Genomic DNA, 18,696 nt, shown 5'->3' with positions numbered 1-18,696 from the left:
AGGTAGGGGGAGCGGCCGGGGCCGGCGCGGTGGGTGCCGGCCCCGGCGGTGCGGGTGGTCAGGTGAGGCTGCGGGCGTCGATCAGGCCCTCGATCCGGGACGCCTGGGCGTGGATGCGCTGGGCCAGGACGGTGAGCCGTTCGGTGTCGGCGGTGCTGACCCCGCGGGCGAGACCGGCGGCGAGGCGGTCGGCGTCGGCGCGCAGCTGGGCGACGTCGGCGGCCAGGGCCTGGCCGCGCTGGGCGATGACGGCGGTCAGCCGGACGGGGTGGGGAAGGAGGGGTTCGGGCACGGGCGGGCTGCTCCCGGTCGTCGTGGTCGGCTCAGTGGCGGTGGTCGAAGGGGGCTGCGGGGTTGGGCAGCGCGGCGAGCCGGGCCGGGGTCGGGGCGGGGGTCGGCTGGGGCTCGGGGGTGTGGACGGTGATCTGCGGGGCGACGTCGGTGCGGTTGATGACGGTCGGGCGCAGCGAGAAGCTGATGCCGCGCAGGGCGAACAGGCTGACGGCGGCGATGCCCGCGGCGGTGAGGCCGGTGGCGACGGGGCGGCCGGTGTCTGGGGTGGCCTGCCAGACCATGGCGAGCGTGGCGCAGGACCAGGCCGTCCAGGCGAGGCGTGCGACGGCGCCCTGGGTGAGGAACGCGAGCAGCGCGGCCACCAGGCCGACCGTCTTCCAGGCGCCGTAGGCGGTGGCGGCGGTGAGCGGGGCGGGCGTGTGGGCGGCGAGGTAGGTGTGGATCGGGCCGGTGACGGCGGTGCGCAGGCCGTCGCCGTCGGCGGGCAGGTCCTGCGGCAGGTGGATCGCGCCGACCAGCGCGCCGGCGCCGTTCAGCAGGATGCCGCCGACGGTGCCGAGCACCAGGACGGCGAGGGTGATCGTGATCAGGTAGGCGAGGCCGCGCACCCACGGCTCGGCGCCGGCGAAGTCGTCCAGGCCGGCGGCCAGCTCCCGGCGGCGCTCGTCGAGCCAGCCGCCCGGGGCGCTCAGGGCGCGGACCCGGCGGCCGGCCGCCTCACGGACGCTGACGCTCGGCTGCTCCTCGGAGTCGGTGGTCGGCTCGGTGTGCTGGTTCACGGGGTGCTGCTCCTTGGTGAGGTCGGTGGGGTGTGCGCGGGTTCGTGGCCCGCCCCGGCGGGTGCCGGGGCGGGCGGGGTCGTACGGGGTCAGCCCTGGAGGCGGATGGGCATCAGCAGGTGCTGGTAGTCGCCGCCGGTGTCCTCGCCGCTGTGACCAAGAATCAGGACGGGCTTGGTGGAGGAGGTGAGGTGGAAGCGGGCCTCGGGGGTGGTCACGGCCTTGAGGCAGTCGGCGAGGTAGCCGGGGTTGAACGCCGCGTCGCAGCCCTGGACCCGGTCGGTGAGCGAGCCGACGGAGTTGCAGGGGATGCGGTCGGCGGCGCGGGCGTCGTCGCCGTCGCCGGCCTCGACGAGCAGCTGGTCGCCGTCGACGGCCAGGCGGATCGGGCGCTTGTCGGAGGCGACCAGGGCGACGCGCTTGACGGCGGCCAGCGCCTCCTCGACGGGGACGGTGACGGTCAGCTCCGCGTCCTCGGCCGTGGGGAAGAGGTTGCGGAACTTGGGGAACTCGGCCTCCAGGAGACGGGTTCCGGTGGTGCGGCCCGGGACGGAGAGGGTGATCTGCCCGTCCGACCAGCCGATGCTGACGGGGTGTTCGCCGGCCAGGGCGCGGGCCGCCTCGGCGAGGAATTTCGCGGGCACCAGGACGGTGCGGGCCGCCGCGTCGAGCTCCTCGGCCGTCGGCCCGGCGTCCTCCTCGCCCTTCTTCCGGGCCTTCCTCACCGGCTCGGCGGCCGGCAGGGTGCCGGTGGGCCTGACGGTGAGCTCGCGGACCGCGAAGCGGTAGCGGTCGGTGGCGGCCAGGGTGAGCCGGCTGCCCTCCAGCATCATCTGCACGCCGGTGAGCGCGGGCAGCGAGTGGTCGGTGCCCGCCGCGACGACGGCCTGGGCGACGGCGTCGGCGAGCGCGTCGCCCTCCACCGTGAGGACGCTGTCCGGGGCGGCCGGGAGGGCCGGGTACTCCTCGACGGGAAGGGTCGGCAGGGTGAACCGGGCGCTGCCCGCGGTGAGGAGCAGGCGGGCTCCGGAGAGCTCGAGGTCGACCTCGGCCGACTTCGGGAGCGTCTTCGCGATGTCGGACAGCAGCCGTCCGGAGACCAGCGCGGTGCCGTCGTCGGCGATCTCGGCGTCGACGCGGGTGGTCGAGCACACCTCGTAGTCGAACGCGGCCAGGTGCAGCCCGTCCTCGCCGGTGCGCAGCAGGATGCCGCCGAGGACGGGCACCGGGGGGCGGGTGGGCAGGGCGCGGGCGGCGTGGGCGACGGCGTCGGCGAACGGGCCGGCGAACAGGCGCAGCTTCATCGGGGTCCTCTCGGAAAGGCCGGGGTGCGGTGGGCGGGGCGGGGCCGGGGCTATGCGTCGGCGTCGGCGGCGCCGGAGAGCTCCTCGCAGGTGGAGTAGCCGGTGTCCAGCAGGAGGCAGTCGCCGTAGTCGTCGGCGTGCTCCAGGACGAGTTCGGCGGTGCCGGCCCACCCGGGGACGACGGCCGTCACCGGGGCGTGGTCGGGCAGGGCGGCCAGGCCGGCGGCGAGGTCGCCGACCGTCAGCACCGCGGCCAGGCCGGTACGGCGGGCCGCGGCGGGCCGTGCGTCGCCGTCGGGGGCGGGGGCGGGCAGGTGGAGGTCGAGGGCCGGGGTGGTCGGGTCCGGGTCGGGCGTGGTGGTGCGCAGGACCAGGGCGCCGTCCCAGGTGGTGGCGCGCACCGGCCAGGCGGCGCGGCGGTCCCACTTCGGGACGCCGCAGACGACCGGCAGGTGGTCGGGCAGGGCGGCCAGTACGGCGGTGAGGTCACCGACGGTCAGGCGGGCGGCGCTGTAGGGGGTGCCCTCGATCCGCCACGGCGCCCGGCGGTCGACCGGGGGGCGCGTCGTGGCGGCGGCCTCGAGGGCCTCGGTGATGGCGGTGACCGCGGCGGCGCCCATCTCCTCGGGGCTGGCCGGGTCGGCGGTGACGGTGACGGTGCTGCTCACGACGTCCTCCAGGCAGGTCGCGGTGTCGGCCGGTCGGCCGGCCCCGTCCCCGGAAAGCGGCCCGCCCGCCCGGCCGGTGTTCGGCGGGGCGGGCGGTGTGCGGGCCGGGGGCGAGGCCGGGCGGCCGGTCAGCGGACGTTGTTGGTGACCGTGCCCTTCCATCCGGCGGACTGCCGGCCGATGGTGACCTCGGTGTGCCGGTGGAACATCGCGAGGACGGGACCGGTGCTGGCACCGTCGCCGCCCGCCGACGCGGACGTACCCGCGCCGGTGCCGGTGGCGGAGCGGAGTTTGCCGAGCAGGCCGGCGACGCCGAGGACGACGGCGGCGACGAGGACGGCGGCCCACTTGAGGAGGTCGCCGAGTGCGTCGGCGTGCGGGGCGACCTGCGCGACGGCGGCGCCGAGCATCCACACCGCTCCGCCGGCGGCGAGGGAGGCGATGGATCCGTAGAGGACGTACTGGCGCACCGCCAGTGGCAGGCCCGGGTCGACCACCGGGACCGGCGCCGGTGCGGCGGGGGCGGGCAGCGGCTTCGCGGCGGTCTCCGCGGCGGCGGCGAGGGGGTTGTGCACGGGGACGGCGATGACCTTGCCGTCGACCAGGGCGGGGATCAGGGCCGGGGTGGCGGGGGAGGGCTGGAGGGGGACGGCGACGACCCGGCCGTCGAGCGAGGCCACCACGAAGCCCTCCTGGAGCAGGTAGGCGTTGAGGTCGACCGCCGTGTCGGCGGCGGGGGTGGCGGTGTAGATGCTGTCCACGGGGTGCTCCTAGGTGTGGCGGGGAGGGCTCGCTCGGATCGGGGGCGCCGGCCGCGCCCGTAGAGGCCGGGAGCGGGCGCTCACTGCTCGGTGGGTGCGCTGCTGGGGCGGACGGCGCGGTTCTCTGCGGCCGGTCTCGGTGGGACCGGCCGCGGGTCACTGCACGATCATGTGCGGGGGGTGGCCGTGGTTCATGTGGTCCACGCACGGCTGGCAGTTCTCGCGCGGGCCGAGGTGGGAGTGCGCGTCCTTGGCGTAGGCGTGGTACCAGCACTGCCTGCATTCGTTCCGCGGCGGGTTGTTGGCGGTGTCGTTGCCCATCGTTTTCTCCTTCTGGTGTCGGGCCGCGGTACTCGGGCCCGGGCGGTGGCGCGGCGCCGGGCGCCTTCTGGGACCGCCGGGCCCGCGCCCGGTGGCGGGGCGGGTCCGGCGGCCCCCGGAGAGGCCGGGGACGGGCGGTCGGGGGTGCGGGTCAGTCCTCGTCGCCGCTGTGGCGGCGGGGCAGGTGCTCGGCGGTGTCGGGGTTCAGGTAGTGGTCGCGCAGCGCTGCCAGCCGCCACGCCTGCAACGTGGTGCTCTGGACGGTGAGGGCGGTGTGGACGGCGGCGCGTCGGCCGGTGGTGGCCAGGCGGTGCAGTTGTCCGCAGGTCGGCTCGTGGCGGGCCATCAGGTCGTCGGCGTCGTCGATCAGGATCAGCACGCTCGGCTCGGCCGCGGTCGGGATGTGCTCCTCGCCGCGGCCGGTGCGCCCGTCGATCAGGGCGAGGGCGTCGGCGAGCATCTGTGCGGCGCCGTCGAGGTCGGTGCGGCGGTCGGCGTCCACCAGCTGGGCGTGGGGGTCGACGGCCCAGGTGGTGGCGGTCGGGTCGGCGGCGTGGGCGGCGGCCAGGTGCTGGAGGCGGTGGGTCTTGCCGGAGCCGGTGGGGCCGACCAGGAGGAGCTTGTGCACGGGACTGGTCCTTTCGCGGGACGGGGGCGGGCGGGTGTGCGGGAGTCGGCCCCCGGTGGGGCCTGGTCGGTGTGCCCGGGCCGGTGGGTGGTCAGGGCTTGACGGAGCTGGTGACCTCGGCACCGCCGTCGAGGGCGGAGCGGATCGGCTCGGCGAGGCCGGTGGAGGCGAGGAGGAAGCCGAAGACGGCGGCGACGATCGCGGCGCCGACGGTGGCGCGGCGGTTGCGGACCAGCAGGACCATGACGACGCCGGCGAGTACGACGCCGGAGACGGAGACGACCACGGGGGCTCCTTCGGGCTTGCGCGGGTGGGGCCCGGCCGGTCGGCCGGGCCCGCCGGGTGTTCGGTGGTGGTGGGTGGTCAGGCGTCGGCGGGCTCGGTGACGAGCTGGTAGACCCCGCGGCCGACCCTCTCCAGCCAGCCGGACCGGTGGAGCTCGCCGGTCTCGGTGTTGACCGAGCCGGTCTCGTACTCCGGGCACAGGACCTTGCGCATCTCCGGCAGGCTCATGGGCCCGTCGGCCAGGAGGTCGAGGATCCGCTCGCGCAGGGTGGGCCCGCTGTCGAACAGGTCGCCCAGGTCGGGGCCCTCGTCGCCGTCGGCTGCGGCGGGAAGTTCGAGGACGAGCTCCGGAACCTCGGCCGGGGCCGGTACCGGCCCGTGGGCGGCGTCGGCCAGGGGCGCGCCGTCCGGCGCCGGCTCGGTGGGCGGGGTGTCGCGCAGTGCGTACGCCTTGCCCGCCGCGTGGGCCTCGCCGTCGGTGACGGTGACCGGCGGCTCGTCGCCGTACAGCTCGATCAGGTCCGGATAGATGCCGTTCTTCTTCTCGGCGTAGAAGGTGCGCATGAAGCGGGCGCGGCCGTCGAGGAACATGTAGGCCATGCCGGCCGTGCTCTGCCCTTCGTCGTCGTCGGTGCCGTCGAAGAGGGCTTCGATCTGGCCGTTGTCGTAGATGCGGGCGGGGATGTTCTCGAGCTGGAATCCGGGCGGAGCGACACCGTCCAGGCCCATGTCCCGGGTGGAGGAGCTGGTCGTGCGCATGAGGAAGAGGACGCCGACCTTGCCCTGCTGGCGGATCGCCTCCTCGTCGCCGAGGTCCTTCAGGTGCAGGGACTGGACGGCCAGGCGGATGCCGATGCCGACCTTGCGGCCGGTCTTCTGGATGTCGGCGATCAGGTAGGCGGCGAGCTTCTTCTTCTTCTCGTCCGGGTGGGACAGGAGCCGGTTGATCTCGTCCAGGGTGATGTTCAGCAGCGACCACGGGCAGCCGATCGCGAAGTCGCCGCGGCCCATCTCGTTGGAGACCTTCTCGCGGTGCTTCATCACCTTGTGGGCGGTGGCCAGCATCGACAGGGCCTCGTCCTCACCCTTCGCGAACCAGTCCACCCTGCCGTCGGCCTCCGGCAGCGACATGCCGCCCTGGATGTCGGCGACCCACGACACCACCCCCGAGCGCTTCTCGGCGGCGAGGATCAGGTTCAGCAGCACGGACTTCCCCGCGCCGGTGACGCCGGCGACGATGCCTCGCAGCGCGCCCTGCCCCGGGTCCCACAGCCGCATCACGGCCGGGCGCCCGTCGTGGCACACCCCCACGGCGACCCGGCCGCGCTCGTCCATCGTCAGATCGGCGACGGTGGCCTTGCGGACGTTCATCAGCGGGTTGATCCGGTAGACGGAGACGACGGCCTGACGCAGCCCGTCGGTCTCGATGACCAGGCGGGTCGGGTCGTCGACGTCCAGGGCCGAGCAGACCTCGGAATGGGGCAGGCGGATCTTCTTGCCGCGCGGGGAGGCGACGAGGATGACGATCCGGTCCTCCTCGATCCGGGCCCGCACGAAGCGCACACCGGGGGCCGCGCCGCCGGGGCAGCTGACCGCGCTCTCCCACAGCGCCTCCAGGCTCTGGAACTGGCGGGTGGTCTCGCCGACGGTGGGGGTGACCTGCAGCACCATGCGTCCCGGGCCGGAGCGGGGCAGCGAGGTGAAGCTGATGGCCTCCTCGGGGACGTCGAACGCCGCCGCGAGGCTGCGCAGGGACAGCTGCGGGACGGCCTTGCCGGGCTGGGCGACGACGACGGCCCTGAAGTCGGGCAGGCCCTGCTGGAACTGCTCGACGGCGTCCAGCCGGGTGCCGGGCGCGAGGTTCGCCTGGTCCCACAGGCGGGCGAGGAACGACGGGTAGTCGGTCGGCGGCCCGGCCGGGGCGCCCTGTTGGGGGAGGGCGGCGACCAGGTCGGGCAGCGCCTCCTCCGTCAGGGCGGCCGAGCGGGTGTAGGGGGTGGCGGCCGCCATCGCCGCGCCCCACAGCACGGGGCCGGCGATCTCCCACCAGGCGGTGCCCGGGGCGGCGAGCGCCGCGGTGTAGACGGCGGAGCCGGACAGCGCCGGCAGGGCGCGCAGCGCGGAGCGCAGCAGGCCCAGGCCGGGTGCGGAGCCGTCCCTGGGGGTGGCCTTGCAGTACAGCCACAGGCCGGTGCCGGCGGCGGTGCCGAGCGCGCCGAGCCAGGAGAGCGGGCCCTGGTCGAGCTGGGGGCCGATCGCGGCACCGGCGGCGCAGGCGGCGTAGGCGAGGCGTTCGCCGTTGGTGCGGCGGCGGATCGTGCCCGGGGGAACGGTCGTGGCGGTGCCGGTGGCCGGCGCCTGGGTGTGCTCGGTGACGGTCACCGTCGCCTTCCTCTCCTTCGGGGGGTGCGGGACGGGGCCGCACCCTGGCTGTTCGGGTGCAGCCCCGTCGGGGTCGGTGCGGTGGTGCGGGGTGGGTCAGCGGACCTCGTAGAAGCCGGGCTTGGCCATCGGCACGCCGGAGGCCTGGGCGGCTTCGTGGATGCCCCGGTACTCGCCGTCGTGCGCGGCCTCGAAGCCGCGGGCGGCGCTCTCGGTGGCGTCGGCGGCCGACGCCATCTCGCCCGAGGCGGTGGCCACCCGGGTCAGTGCGGCGGAGACCTCGAGGATCTGCGCGGTGAACCGGTCGGCGACCTCGGCCTGCCCGCACATCTCCGACAGCGTGCGGGCCTGCCCGGCGTTGTGCTCCATGTGCCGCTGCAGCGCCCACATGCCCTCCTTGAGCTTGAGGGCGCTCGCGGTCAGCTGCGCGGTGCGGGCCGCCAGCGCGAGGAACCCGAGCGCCCCGCCGCCGTGCTCGACCTCGCCGTGGTTGTCGTACAGCTCGATGTCGTTCATCGGCTGCTCCTCCTTCTCAGTTCTCGTTGTGGACGCGGGCGGAGGGGGTGCGCAGCCCGGCGTCGGCGGTCGCTGCCTGGATCGGCTTGTAGTGGTCGTTCATCGCCTGGTCGGCGCTCTCGGACTGCTCGGCCGCCTCCAGCGAGGCGACCTTCATCTCGTCGGCCTTCGCCGCGAGGACGTCCATCGACTCCGCCAGCCGGCTCATGGCCGTCGAGGTGATGGAGCCGATGACGTTGTTCCTGGTGCGCAGCTCGGCCGCCAGGTCCTCCAGCTCGTAGCGCAGCCGGCGGGCCCGCTCGGCCAGGGCGGTGCAGGTGTCGTGCGCGGCGAAGCCCTCCTGGGTGAGGCGGCCGAGTTCGTCCAGGACGTCGTCGAGGGTGATCTCGGTGGCGTGCTCGGAGGACATCCCCGGCGCCGCGGCGGGCGTGGTGGTCATGGGCAGGGACACGTTGGTGATGCTCCTTGTGCTCGGTCCGCTCTGTGCGGGGATCGAGGCCGCCACCGCGGCGGCGGCCTGCTGGACGGGCGCCCCGGCGGCCGGCACCGCCGACGCTGCGGCGACCGGGGCAACCGGCGCCGGGGCGGGGGCGGGCGGCATCGGGATCGGCCGGCGGGTGCCCGGCCGCCGGGTGTGCTTGACCGAGGCCGGGCCGAGCGCGGCCGGTGCCCTCGCGGGCAGCCCCTGCCCGGCGGCGTGCTCCGGGGGCCGGGTGCGGGAGGCCCCGGCGTCACCGACCCGGTCGGTCCGCACCACCGTGTGCGTCTCGCCCCCGGCGCTGGCCATCCCCGCCGCCGAGAACGGCGTGCTGCGCCCCGCCGTGGTGCCGCCGGGCCCGGCGGTGAACCCGCCGCTGTGCGTGCTGCCCGGACCGGGCGGCGGGGTGTTCGGCGCCTTGCGCTTCGCGCGGGCCCTGGCCCGGCGGAAGGCGGCTCCCCAGCCGCCGCGGGACTTCTTCGCGCCCGGGCCGGCCGTGCCCGGCCCGGTGCCCGCGGCCGCCGAGGCGGCGGCCCGGGCCGCCTTCTTCCGGGCGGCCTTCTTCCTGGCCTTCTTGGAGACCCGGGAGAACACCGGCTTGTGGGTGCCCATCCGCTTGGCCCAGCGCCGCTCGAACTCCTCGTTCACCGCCTGCTTGAACGTGCCCGGGCGGGCGCCGGCGTTGCGGCGGTGGTACGCCTTCATGCACCGGCGGCAGCGGCAGTCCGCGTCCTCCCACGCCTGCAGAGTGCCGTGCCGCACCCCGGGTCCGAGCTTCTGCTTCTTCCCCACCAGCGCGGCCTTGGGCGCCGACGGTGCACCCGTCGACCCGCCGGCCCCGCCGCCCTTCTTCCCCTTGCCCTTGCGCAGGGTGCCCGAGGACGGGCCGGTGCCGGACGCGCCGGTCGGCGCCTTCACCCGACCGTTCTTGCCGCCCGGCTTGCCCGGCGCGGTGCCGCCGGTCGAACCGGCCCCGGACCTGCCGGGACCGTTCTTCCCGCCGGGCGTGCCCGGCGCCTGGGTGCTCCCCCCGTCCTTGCCGCTCCTGCCGCCGGCCTTGCCCCGGGCGGCCGGACCGCCGCCCTGCGACGTGCGGCGCACTGCACCGGGCATGGACTTTCCCGGGTTGCTGCGGCTCCTGTCCGCGCCCGCCCCGCCCTTGCCGGTGTCCTTCCTGCCGGTGTCCTTGCCCTTGGACGGACCGCCACCGGCGGAAGCGCCTGAGCCGGAGCCGCCGGAGCCGCCCTTGCCCGTGTCCTTGCCCTTCGGGGAGCCGCCGGGATCAGCCGGGCCGGGACCGCCCTTGCCGGTGTCCTTGCCCTTGGACGGACCGCCACCGGCGGAAGCGCCGGAGCCGGAGCTCCCGGAGTCGCCCTTGCCGGTGTTCTTCTTGTCCGTGTCCTTCTTGCCGGTGGTGCCGGTGTCCTTGCCCTTCGGCGAGCCACCGCCGGCACCCGGGCCGGCGCCGGGGCCGCCCTTGCCGGTGTCCTTCCTGTCCGTGTCCTTCTTGCCGGTTTCCTTGCGGTTGCCGCCGGTGTTGCCGGTGGGGGAGGCGGCCGGTCCCCGGTCCGGGCCCCGGCGGGGCGCGCCCGGACCGCCCGGGGCTCCGCCGGAGCCGCCCGGGCCCCGTCCCCCGCCGGCCCCGCCGCCCCTGCCGCCCTGCTGGCGGTCGAGGGAGCGGCGGCCCCATTCGTGCGAGGGGGCCACCGTGTCCCGCCCGCCGCCCTTCTTCTCCTTGTTCTCCTTGCCGTCCTTCCCGGTCTTCTCCGCGGTCTCGGCAGCCTCGGCGACGGCCTTGCGCTGCTCGCGGCTGGCCCGCCAGGCGGTGACGGCCGAGTGGATGCCGCGCATCGCGGCGACCGAGACGGCGAGCACCGCGGCGAGCGACAGCGCGCCCAGACCCGGACCGGGGGCCGTCTCCTGGGCGGCCTCGGAGCGGAACGTGGCGGGTACGTGGCCGGGCACCGGCGGGGCCGGCGCGGCCGGCCCGTCGGGCAGCGCCGGGGGCCCGACCGGTACGAGTTCGGCCGGGCCGGACAGGGCGGCCAGGGTCTCCAGCGGGGAGCGCCGGCCACTGTCCGGCGGCATCTCCAGGACCGGCGGCGCGGCCGGTCCGTCGGGCAGCGGAGACGGTGCCTCCGGCAGCGGCGGGGGCGCGAATCCGACCCCTCCACCGGCTCCTCCGGGGAACGGGATGACGGTGCCGGAGCCCTCGCCGGAGTCCTCGTCGTCGCTCATTCCTCCTCCTTCCTGAGTTGACAGACAGTCACAGGTACGGCAACCTCGCGCGCGCGCGTCGCGCGCGCACCTTGGGGGCCGCCACGGCGGCCCCCAGCCGGTTGTGGTTGTGGTTGTGGTTGGTGATGGCGGCTACTGGTTGTGACGCTCGAAGAACCCGTGGAGCGCGGTGGCCAGCTCGTTCCAGACCTGGGGCCGCCCCTCGCGTTCGGCCTCCACCGCGATCGACCGGGCGACGTCCCACCAGTAGGCGGCGTACGGGGCCGGGCCCGCGGCGCGGGCCTTCTCGCCGCCCTCGCGCCAGTGCTGACGACGGTTGTGCCGGCGCCTGGCATCGGCCTCCGCCCTGCTCCTGCGGGCCATCAGCCGACCCGCTTCGGCGCCGGGAAGAAGTCCCCGATGCCGTTGATCGCCGGGGCCGCCGCCGGCTCCGCCGGAGCCCCGACCGGCGGCTGCACCGGCAGGTACACCCCACCGTTGTCGCCCTCGCCCGCGGCCGCGGCCGGGCCGCCGTCCACGCCGGACAGCTGCGCCGCCGACCTGCCCAGCGAGGCGGCCACCGTGTGCTGCAGCTGCGCCCCGCGCCGGGCCCGGCGGGCCGCCTTCCGCTCGGCGGCGGTGTTCCGGCGCGCCGGGAGCTCAAGCACTTGGTGCACGTAGGTGGCGTACAGGGCCTCCGCCGCCCCGGCCGCCCGCTTCGACGCCTTCTCCATCCGGCGCAGCTTGGCGGCGACCTTGCGGGCGCGGTTGCGCTCGGACAGCCAGCGGTCGCCCTCGATCGGGGTGTTCCGCAGGCGCTGCTCGACGACGATGGCGAGCTGCCCGTACTGGCGGGCGTCCTCCAGGTGCTGGTCGCGCTGGGACGCGGTGAACTTCCGCATCTCCTCGTCACTGAACAGGGCGTTCAGGTCCATGGGTGGGCTCCCCTTTCGAGAGCGTGCGGGCAGGACGGCGTCAGCCTCCTGACCTCGGGTGATGGGTTTCTCGGACCCGGGCTCCGGCCGGACGACCGGGTCGTATGGTGGTGCTCGGTGCCGTCGGCACCTTCGGCGGTCACCAGGGCATTACGAGTGCTCTGGTGGCCACCGGAGAAGCCGGCTTCCCGTCACGCCGCCTCGTCGACGGCCTGGTCGTCGTGCTTGGTGTCCTCGGAGACCGGCATCTCGTCCTCGAGCGCGGAGGAGATGACCGCGAACTCGAACTCGGTGTCGTCCGCGAGGCGCCTCTTCGCGGAACGGATGCGGTCTCCGATCCACGTCTCGCCCTTGCCGTAGCGCGCGCCGATCGCCTGCTGGTCGATCTCCGAGCCCTCCAGCATCAGCCGCGCGACCTCCCGCTCGGCCTGCTCGCGAAGCTGCGAGCGGACTTCGCGAGGAACCGTCCCGCTGTTCTGCGAGGCGATTTCCGAGGGAACCCGCGAGGTGACCGAACGCGATGTGCGAGCACTCTGCGAGGCCAGTCGGCTCTGTCGCGCGGCGGCCCGCTCCTCCGCCTTGCGGCGCCTGGCCTCGGCCTCGGCAACCTCCTTGGCCCGGCGCTCCTCCTCGGCCGCCCGCTGCTGCCTGACCTGCTCGTTCGCCAGCAACAGCTGCGCCTGGGCCTCGCCCTCGGCCTTGATCCGCAGCGCCTCGATCTCGGCTTCCGAGCGCGCCCGGGCGTCCTCGTTCTCCCGCTCGAAACGCAGCCGCTCCGCCTCGATTTCCTGCTCGCGGCGCGCCCGGGCGTCCTCGTTCTCCCGTTCCGCGCGCAGCCGCTCGGCCTCGCGAAGCGCCCTCGCGTTCTCCAGCGCCGTCTCCTCGCGGAGCCGCTCGATTTCCGCCTCGCGTTCGACACGCGCCTTCTCGGTTTCGCGCTGCGCCCTCGCGTTCTCCAGGGCGGCCTGCTCGCGGAGCCGCTCGGTTTCCGACTGCGCGGCGATGCGAGCGATCTGAGCGGCGTCGCGGGCCCGCTCGCTTTCCAGTCGCTGCTGGTGCTCGCGGTCCTCGCGAAGGCGGCGGTCCTCGCGTTCGGCGCGCTCGGCTTCCCGGCGCTCGCGCTCGGCGTGCTCGTTCTCCTCGCGGATGAGGCGCTCGCGCTCGGACTTCGCGGCCTGCTGCTGGTCCTCGAATGCCTGCACGACCCGGCGCAGCTCGCCGAGGCGGCGGGCGAGGTACTTGCGGTAGCCGGAGGACGCCTCGGCCATCGTGATGAGCAGGAAGGGGGCCACCGAGTGGAGCAGCAGGCCGCCGGCGTCCGGGTGGTCGGGGACGAGCGTGAACCTCCCGTCCGGGTAGAGGGAGGTCCAGGAGTTCATCAGCCAGGTGCTGATGCCGGCGAACCAGCGCAGCAGGAACGGCCAGGTGCCGGCCCGCTCGTCGCCGCCCTGTTCGGCGAGGACGCCGTCGACGTACAGGACGGTGATCAGGGCCAGGGAGGCCATCGGGTCGAGCATCCAGGCGATCAGGCCCGGGATGTGGTGGCTCATCGCGAACAGGGTCACGTTCACGCAGGTGAACACGAGCGCCCCGCCGCCGATCGACATCAGCGAGCGGGTGATCAGCCGGCCGAGACGGGTCAGCTTTGCGAGGGCGGTCTTCGCGGCCTCGTACTCCTGGCGGGTCACCAGGTGCACCGCGCTCGCGGCGGGAGCCGCAGCCCGGACGGCGCCGGGGGCGGGGTTGCGGGCGGGCGGCAGCGGGTGGACCGGCTTGTCGACGGTGATGGTCACCTCGTCTCCTCTCTTCTCTTGTGGCGGGGACGCCGGGGTGCGTCGGGCACCGATGTCGTGCGCCGCCGCCCCGCGCCCGGTGGTCCGGGGCGGGGCGGCGGTGAACGGCAATCCGGGGGCGGGTTGGTCAGATCAGGTCGAGCGGGATGCTGGTGACGGTCGAGGTCGGGGTCTCGGTCCGGTCGGCGACCGGGCCGTCGCCGGTGTCGGTGGCGGTGTTCGTGTCGTCGGTGGCGGTGTTCGTGTCGTCGGTGGCGGTGCTGGTCTGCTGGTCCATCAGGTCCTCCGTCTCGTCGTACGGCGCTGTCGGGCACCGACGAACACCGCCGCACCACGCACCCGGTCGTCCGGGGCGGGGTGCGGCGGCGAACGACGGCAACCGCTGTCAGACCGACGGGGCCAGGAGGGCCAGGCGCCGAAGGCCGGCGACGGTCTCCGGGTGGGCGGCCTCGTGCAGGACGTGCCGCTGCTCCAGGAGCAGGCCGCTGGTGGCCGGCTGCTCCAGGACCGGGTCGGCCCAGCGCGCGACGTCGCGGGCGTCGAGCGCGTCCATGTAGGCGACGTACTCGGCCTGGTCCGCCTCCTCGTAGTCGCGGTTCATCTGCTCCAGCCCGGCCTGCCAGGCGACGTACTCCTCGGACGGCATCACGGACGGTCTCCTCTCGTGTCGTGGCTACTGCGGCTGTCCGCCGGCCTTCTCGGTCTGCGCCTTCGCGTGCATCTCACGGGCCCGGCGCAGCAGCTCGTCCATCTGCCGCTGGGTCCAGGCCTTGTCCTCGGGGCTGCTCACCGGCCGCTGCCCTTCGAGGTGATCGGCGGGTGGGGGTCGGAGGGCTTCTTGCCGTCGCCGTTGCTGCCGCCGAACGCGCGGGTCACTTGGTGCCTCCCTGCTGCTGGCGGAGCTGCTCGGCCTGCTGGCGGGCGCGCTCGGCGGCCTCGGCGGCCTGCCGGGCGGCCTCCATGCGGCGGGCGACCTCGGCGTCGCCCAGGTGCTGGCTGCTCATCGCGGTCAGCCGGCCAGGGGGAGGGAGCGGAGGGCGGCGACGGCGGCGGAGACGGTGACCGGCAGCGGCCGCACGACGCCGGCGGGGGCGGGCCTGGTGTCGGCGAGGTCGTCCAGGTCGATGACGACCTCGCGGACCGCCTCGCTGGCAGCCGCCGCCCGGGCGCCGATCCGGTGGACCTTCTCGGCCAGGAGGACGAGGAGGCCGTCCAGGCCGCGGGCGCCCTCGGGGTAGCGGCCGGCGGCGACGTCGTCCCACACGGCGTCGGCCAGGTCCTCGTCCAGGTCGGCCGCGTCCGGGCCGAGGTCGGCGAGCTCCTCGGCGGCCGCCGCGAGCAGCTGGCCGGCGTACCGGGTGTAGAGGTCGTCGAAGTCGGCGGGTCCGGTGGTTCCGGTGGTCTTCGGGGTGTCGACGAAGAGTGCCATCATGGGGTTCACGGTCGTTTTCCTCTCGTCTACTGCTGGTGGGTGGTGCGACCGACCACGGCCTCGGGGCTGCAATCCCCGGGGCCGTCCTGCTGCTCTGTGCTGCGTACGAGCAGCCACGGCCGCCGCCCACCCGGTGATCGGGTCGGCGGCGGCCGTGGTCGTTCGTGCTGGTGGCGGGTCAGTGCTGGGCGATGTCAGGCGGCGAGGCGGCCCTTCCGCTTCCGGTGCTTCCGGGGCGGCTCGGTGGCCACGCCATTGGGCAGGGGCAGCGAGAAAAGGGGACCCCGCGCGCCGTACAGCGGCTGCTGCCGCAGCGCGTCCGTGACGAGCACGCCGAAGCGGACGGCTTCCCAGCCCTTGGCTCGCTTCCGCGCGACCTGCTTGGCGGAGACGGTGGGCTCGGCCGGGCGACCCTGCGCGATGTGGAGTACCGCCTCGGGCTGCAGGGCCTTGACCTTCTTCAACACCGTGGTCGCCCTCCGCGCGGCGGTCTCCGCGACGCCTTCCTCGATCTGCGCGGCCCACCGCTCGGGGGTGACGTCCTTCTCAACGCGCTGGGCGCTGGCCGGGCAGTACGTCGTCCCGTCGTCCAGGAAGTGCGGCTGGACCTTGCTGCGGTTGATGCGACGCCAGACCGAGCAGTCGGGGCATACCAGCGAGGCCGGAAGGCCGGGGGTCATCTCGATCTGGTTGGGGCGGAGGGTGCTGAGCCGGAGGGCCGGCCGAGAGTTGCTGCGCATCGCGGTCTCCCGAGAAGTCGGAGTGGCGGGGGCTGCTGTGGTCTCCACACCTCACGACCGACGTGTCGTCCGCGAGGCCTGGGCAGCACAGCTGCTTGGGCTGCTCCCCCGCGCAGGCCTCCGGGTCTGGTCTTCACCATCAGCCGGCGCAGGGTAAGAGCTATGAAGTTTGACTAGGCCAAGTAGATTGACTACTCAATGCCCGCTGCAATGAAGGTTGCACACTCTGCGACCCATCGTCAAGCGCATCGGCTATATTGACTAGTCATTGAGAGGGAGGTAGACATCTGCCATGGCAGTCAGCAGTAGGGCAAGGGCCCTCTACCAGCGCATCGCGGACAAGATCCGCTCCGAGATCGCCGACGGAACCCTCGGGCCCGGCGCGCGGCTGCCTACAGAAGCGGAGATCGCAGCCGAGTGGGAGACCACCCGCTCGACGGCCGTCCAGGGGCTGCGGGTCCTGGTGAACGAGGGCCTGATCGTGAGCGAGCGCCCGCGCGGGTACTTCGTCCGCAGCCGCCGGCCGATGGTCTACCGACCCCAGGCCGAGTTCATGAAGCGGCCGCTGTCCCCGGAGATGGACTCCTTCCTCGACCAGATGAAGCAGGAGGGCCGCGAGGCCGGCCAACTCATCGAGGTGAGCGTGGTCGTCCCGTCCCCAGAGGTGCGGCGTCGGCTGCAACTGGACGAGGGCGAGCTGGCGGCTGTTCGTCGGCGTGTCCGGTTCATCGACGGCGTGCCGTACAACACCAACGACAGCCACTTCCCCCTGGATCTGGTGCAGAGCAGCGAGATCATGAGCCCGGACGACATCGCCCGCGGTGCGAACGTCGTGATGGCGGAGCTGGGGTACGAACAGGTCCGGGCGCTGGACGAGATCCAAGTACGGATGCCGACCCCTGACGAGTCCGACCGCCTCCAGCTCGGCCCCGGCACCCCCGTGGGCGTTCACCTCTGCACCGGCTACACCGAGGAAGGCCGCCCCGTGCGCGTCGTGACCAACGTTCTGCCGGGTGACCGGCACGTCATCACCTACGAGCGCAGCAAGCCCAAGCTGAGCGCGAGCCCCACCATCCGGCTGGCGGTCGAGAACGACCTGGAGACCGTGGTGAACCTGTGGGGGCACGCGGCCTCCTGGCTGCGCGAACTGGGCACCGAGCAGTGGCAGTACCCACCGCGCGCCGAGCGCATCGCAGAGAACATCGCGGCGGGCGAGTGCTGGATCGTCGAGGACGAGGGCGCGCCCGTGGCGACCGTCACCGTCGACGAGCATGCCGACCCAGACTTCTGGAGCCCGGAGGAGACAGCCCAGTCCGCCCTGTACGTCCACCGCATGGTCGTTCGCCGTGACGTCAGCGGCCTGGAACTCGGCTCGGCGCTGCTCGACTGGGCCAGCACCCGAGCCGCCGAACAGGGCAAGCAGTGGCTCCGCCTGGACGCGTGGCGCGACAACTCCGACCTCCATGCCTACTACAGCAACCGCGCCTTCACCCACGTCCGCACCGTCGACATGGCGGGCCGAGGCAGCGGTGCCCTGTTCCAACGACCTGCTGGCCAGACCCGAAACGTCGGGCCGAAGCTGACCGAGGCGCCCGCTCACTGATCACTCCTTGACTTGGACCGGTTGCTGATAGTTCGGTTCTAGTCCGCAGTGATCCTCGACTTCCAGATCCGACATGTGGCCAGCGCCATTGGCCACGTAGGCCACGCCTTGGGGGCAGCATGGGCCAGCGACCGAACGAGCTGACACCTGACGCATCACCACGTCACCGGTGGGGCTACGAGCTTCGTGCGCTTCGCCAGGGCCGCGGGATGTCCCTGCGCGGCTTAGCTGCCGCTGCTCTGATCGACCACAGCCACCTGGGCCGATTCGAGCGCGCCGAGCGGGTTCCCGACCGCGCCCAGGTCGTCCGGCTCGACGCCGCGCTGAACGCCTGCGGCTCCCTGCTGCGTGCCTGGGACGACCTCGGTATCGGCCAGGGTGATGTGGCCAGTCCCGTGGCCCATGTGGCCAAAGCCTCGGCAGCTCTGGCCCTGACCCTGCCTCACCAGGCAGCGTCGGACGGTGAGGGGATGTCCGTCCCCTGTCGTCTACGAGACGGGTCGGTGGTCTGGGTGAATCTCGATCGACGCGCGCTTCTGCGCGGCGGGGTCGGCCTCGGTGTGGCGGCAGCCGTAGGTGTGGGAACGCCGGCGGCGGCCGCCGACCGGGGAACGACGTCGGCGCTCGCGCGCAAGGCCCGTGCGGCGTCGGCGTACGGGGCAACGCCCGTGGAGCACCTGCGGCGTACGCGGCGGCTGCTGATCGACAGCGACAACCTGCTCGGTCCGAGGCAGGTCATCGCGACGGTCCGCGAGCACATCGGCGTGATCCAGGAGCTCCGCAAGGACGCCACGGCCTCGGACCGCCGCGACTTGGCGGAGCTGCAGACCCAGTACGGCGAGTTCCTGTCCTGGCTCTACCAGGACCTCGGGAACAACGAGCAGGCCGGGTACTGGTTGGACCGGGCCTTCCAGTGGTCGCACACCGTCGGCGACAGTGAGCTGACCTCGTACGTGATGGCCCGCAAGGCCCAGCTGGCCGGTGACATGGCCGACCTGGCCGAGGTCGTCGACCTCGCGGAAGCCGCGCAGCGGATGGCACGGCCCCGCAGTCGGCTTGCCGCTGTTGCCCGGACTTACGAGGCGTACGGGCACGCTCTGCGCGGCGATGCCTCCGAGAGCGAGCGGGCGATCGACCAGGTCCGCGACTCCCTGGACGGGGTGGCTGCCGACCCGACTCCGTGGGGCTCCTGGCTGAACGCCGCGTACGTGGAAGTCCACCGTGCACGCGGTCTCGAAGTCCTCGGCCGCCACGACCAGGCCGCGGACGCCTTCGCCGGAGCGATCCGGCTGCTCCCGGACGGCTACCACCGCGACCGCGGCGTCTACATGGCGCGGCAGGCCGTCACGCTCGCCGGCGCCCGGCGTCCGGAGGAGGCCGCGGTCGCCGGCGTGCACGCCCTCGCCGTTGCCGAGGACACCGGCTCCGGCCGCATCCTCACCGAGCTCGCCCGGCTCGACAAGGAGCTGGCCGATTGGTCCCGCCTGCCCGAGGTCGCCGAGTTCCGCCGAACCCTCAACGAATCCCTTCTCCACGAGACCGAACAGGACGCATGACCTC

21 protein-coding genes are annotated in these 18,696 nt (G+C 74.1%); 2 read left to right on the top strand and 19 right to left on the bottom strand.

Annotated elements, in window-relative coordinates; all coding sequences use genetic code 11:
• Window positions 1-58 precede the first annotated feature (58 nt).
• The 19 genes from ACW14Y_RS42675 to ACW14Y_RS42585 all read right to left on the bottom strand — a co-directional run bounded on the left by ACW14Y_RS42675 (window position 59) and on the right by ACW14Y_RS42585 (window position 15,533).
• On the bottom strand, window positions 59-292 hold the full coding sequence (locus ACW14Y_RS42675) for a hypothetical protein (RefSeq protein WP_456989108.1): 234 nt from the start codon (window positions 290-292) through the stop codon (window positions 59-61).
• A 31-nt stretch (window positions 293-323) separates the two neighbouring features.
• Entirely contained in the window at window positions 324-1,073 is a 750-nt protein-coding gene (locus ACW14Y_RS42670; protein WP_456989106.1) for a hypothetical protein, read from the bottom strand.
• An 89-nt stretch (window positions 1,074-1,162) separates the two neighbouring features.
• On the bottom strand, window positions 1,163-2,377 hold the full coding sequence (gene dnaN, locus ACW14Y_RS42665) for a DNA polymerase III subunit beta (protein WP_456989104.1): 1,215 nt from the start codon (window positions 2,375-2,377) through the stop codon (window positions 1,163-1,165).
• A gap of 50 nt (window positions 2,378-2,427) precedes the next feature.
• The gene (locus tag ACW14Y_RS42660) at window positions 2,428-3,045 is read right to left on the bottom strand and encodes a hypothetical protein (protein WP_456989102.1); all 618 of its coding nucleotides are present in this window, start codon (window positions 3,043-3,045) and stop codon (window positions 2,428-2,430) included.
• 128 nt (window positions 3,046-3,173) lie between these two features.
• Window positions 3,174-3,806, bottom strand: a complete 633-nt coding sequence (locus ACW14Y_RS42655) for a hypothetical protein (RefSeq protein WP_456989100.1) — start codon at window positions 3,804-3,806, stop codon at window positions 3,174-3,176.
• A 156-nt stretch (window positions 3,807-3,962) separates the two neighbouring features.
• Window positions 3,963-4,127, bottom strand: coding sequence for a pRL2-8 (locus ACW14Y_RS42650; RefSeq protein WP_456989098.1), 165 nt, complete (start codon window positions 4,125-4,127; stop codon window positions 3,963-3,965).
• Between the two features lie 151 nt (window positions 4,128-4,278).
• The gene (locus ACW14Y_RS42645; RefSeq protein WP_456989096.1) at window positions 4,279-4,755 is read right to left on the bottom strand and encodes an AAA family ATPase; all 477 of its coding nucleotides are present in this window, start codon (window positions 4,753-4,755) and stop codon (window positions 4,279-4,281) included.
• A gap of 91 nt (window positions 4,756-4,846) precedes the next feature.
• The gene (locus tag ACW14Y_RS42640) at window positions 4,847-5,041 is read right to left on the bottom strand and encodes a hypothetical protein (protein WP_456989094.1); all 195 of its coding nucleotides are present in this window, start codon (window positions 5,039-5,041) and stop codon (window positions 4,847-4,849) included.
• A 77-nt stretch (window positions 5,042-5,118) separates the two neighbouring features.
• Window positions 5,119-7,422: a hypothetical protein gene (locus ACW14Y_RS42635; RefSeq protein ID WP_456989092.1), complete on the bottom strand. Its 2,304-nt coding sequence runs from the start codon at window positions 7,420-7,422 to the stop codon at window positions 5,119-5,121.
• Between the two features lie 96 nt (window positions 7,423-7,518).
• The gene (locus tag ACW14Y_RS42630) at window positions 7,519-7,938 is read right to left on the bottom strand and encodes a conjugal transfer protein TraB (RefSeq protein WP_456989090.1); all 420 of its coding nucleotides are present in this window, start codon (window positions 7,936-7,938) and stop codon (window positions 7,519-7,521) included.
• A 16-nt stretch (window positions 7,939-7,954) separates the two neighbouring features.
• On the bottom strand, window positions 7,955-10,654 hold the full coding sequence (locus ACW14Y_RS42625) for a hypothetical protein (protein ID WP_456989088.1): 2,700 nt from the start codon (window positions 10,652-10,654) through the stop codon (window positions 7,955-7,957).
• Between the two features lie 132 nt (window positions 10,655-10,786).
• Window positions 10,787-11,017: a hypothetical protein gene (locus ACW14Y_RS42620; protein WP_456989086.1), complete on the bottom strand. Its 231-nt coding sequence runs from the start codon at window positions 11,015-11,017 to the stop codon at window positions 10,787-10,789.
• Window positions 11,017-11,568, bottom strand: a complete 552-nt coding sequence (locus ACW14Y_RS42615; protein ID WP_456989084.1) for a hypothetical protein — start codon at window positions 11,566-11,568, stop codon at window positions 11,017-11,019. Before ACW14Y_RS42615 ends, ACW14Y_RS42620 begins: the two co-directional genes overlap by 1 nt.
• Window positions 11,569-11,759: 191 nt before the next feature.
• On the bottom strand, window positions 11,760-13,361 hold the full coding sequence (locus ACW14Y_RS42610; protein ID WP_456989082.1) for a hypothetical protein: 1,602 nt from the start codon (window positions 13,359-13,361) through the stop codon (window positions 11,760-11,762).
• A gap of 127 nt (window positions 13,362-13,488) precedes the next feature.
• Window positions 13,489-13,638, bottom strand: coding sequence for a hypothetical protein (locus ACW14Y_RS42605; RefSeq protein WP_456989080.1), 150 nt, complete (start codon window positions 13,636-13,638; stop codon window positions 13,489-13,491).
• Between the two features lie 108 nt (window positions 13,639-13,746).
• Window positions 13,747-14,010 carry a hypothetical protein gene (locus ACW14Y_RS42600; protein WP_456989078.1) on the bottom strand — a complete coding sequence of 88 codons (264 nt, stop codon included), beginning with the start codon at window positions 14,008-14,010 and terminating at the stop codon, window positions 13,747-13,749.
• Window positions 14,011-14,233: 223 nt separating this feature from the next.
• Window positions 14,234-14,365 carry a hypothetical protein gene (locus tag ACW14Y_RS42595; protein WP_456989076.1) on the bottom strand — a complete coding sequence of 44 codons (132 nt, stop codon included), beginning with the start codon at window positions 14,363-14,365 and terminating at the stop codon, window positions 14,234-14,236.
• Window positions 14,366-14,370: 5 nt separating this feature from the next.
• Window positions 14,371-14,802 carry a hypothetical protein gene (locus ACW14Y_RS42590; RefSeq protein WP_456989074.1) on the bottom strand — a complete coding sequence of 144 codons (432 nt, stop codon included), beginning with the start codon at window positions 14,800-14,802 and terminating at the stop codon, window positions 14,371-14,373.
• A 185-nt stretch (window positions 14,803-14,987) separates the two neighbouring features.
• The gene (locus tag ACW14Y_RS42585; RefSeq protein ID WP_456989072.1) at window positions 14,988-15,533 is read right to left on the bottom strand and encodes a hypothetical protein; all 546 of its coding nucleotides are present in this window, start codon (window positions 15,531-15,533) and stop codon (window positions 14,988-14,990) included.
• Between the two features lie 292 nt (window positions 15,534-15,825).
• Here ACW14Y_RS42585 and ACW14Y_RS42580 point away from each other — a divergent pair, with 292 nt between their 5' ends.
• A complete protein-coding gene (locus tag ACW14Y_RS42580) occupies window positions 15,826-17,136 on the top strand; it encodes a GNAT family N-acetyltransferase (RefSeq protein WP_456989070.1) in 1,311 nt (436 codons plus the stop codon).
• Window positions 17,137-17,255: 119 nt separating this feature from the next.
• The gene (locus ACW14Y_RS42575) at window positions 17,256-18,692 is read left to right on the top strand and encodes a helix-turn-helix domain-containing protein (RefSeq protein WP_456989068.1); all 1,437 of its coding nucleotides are present in this window, start codon (window positions 17,256-17,258) and stop codon (window positions 18,690-18,692) included.
• Window positions 18,693-18,696 lie beyond the last annotated feature (4 nt).

It is taken from the genome of Kitasatospora sp. cg17-2, assembly GCF_054031055.1.
This window is presented reverse-complemented; position numbering and strand designations above follow the sequence as displayed.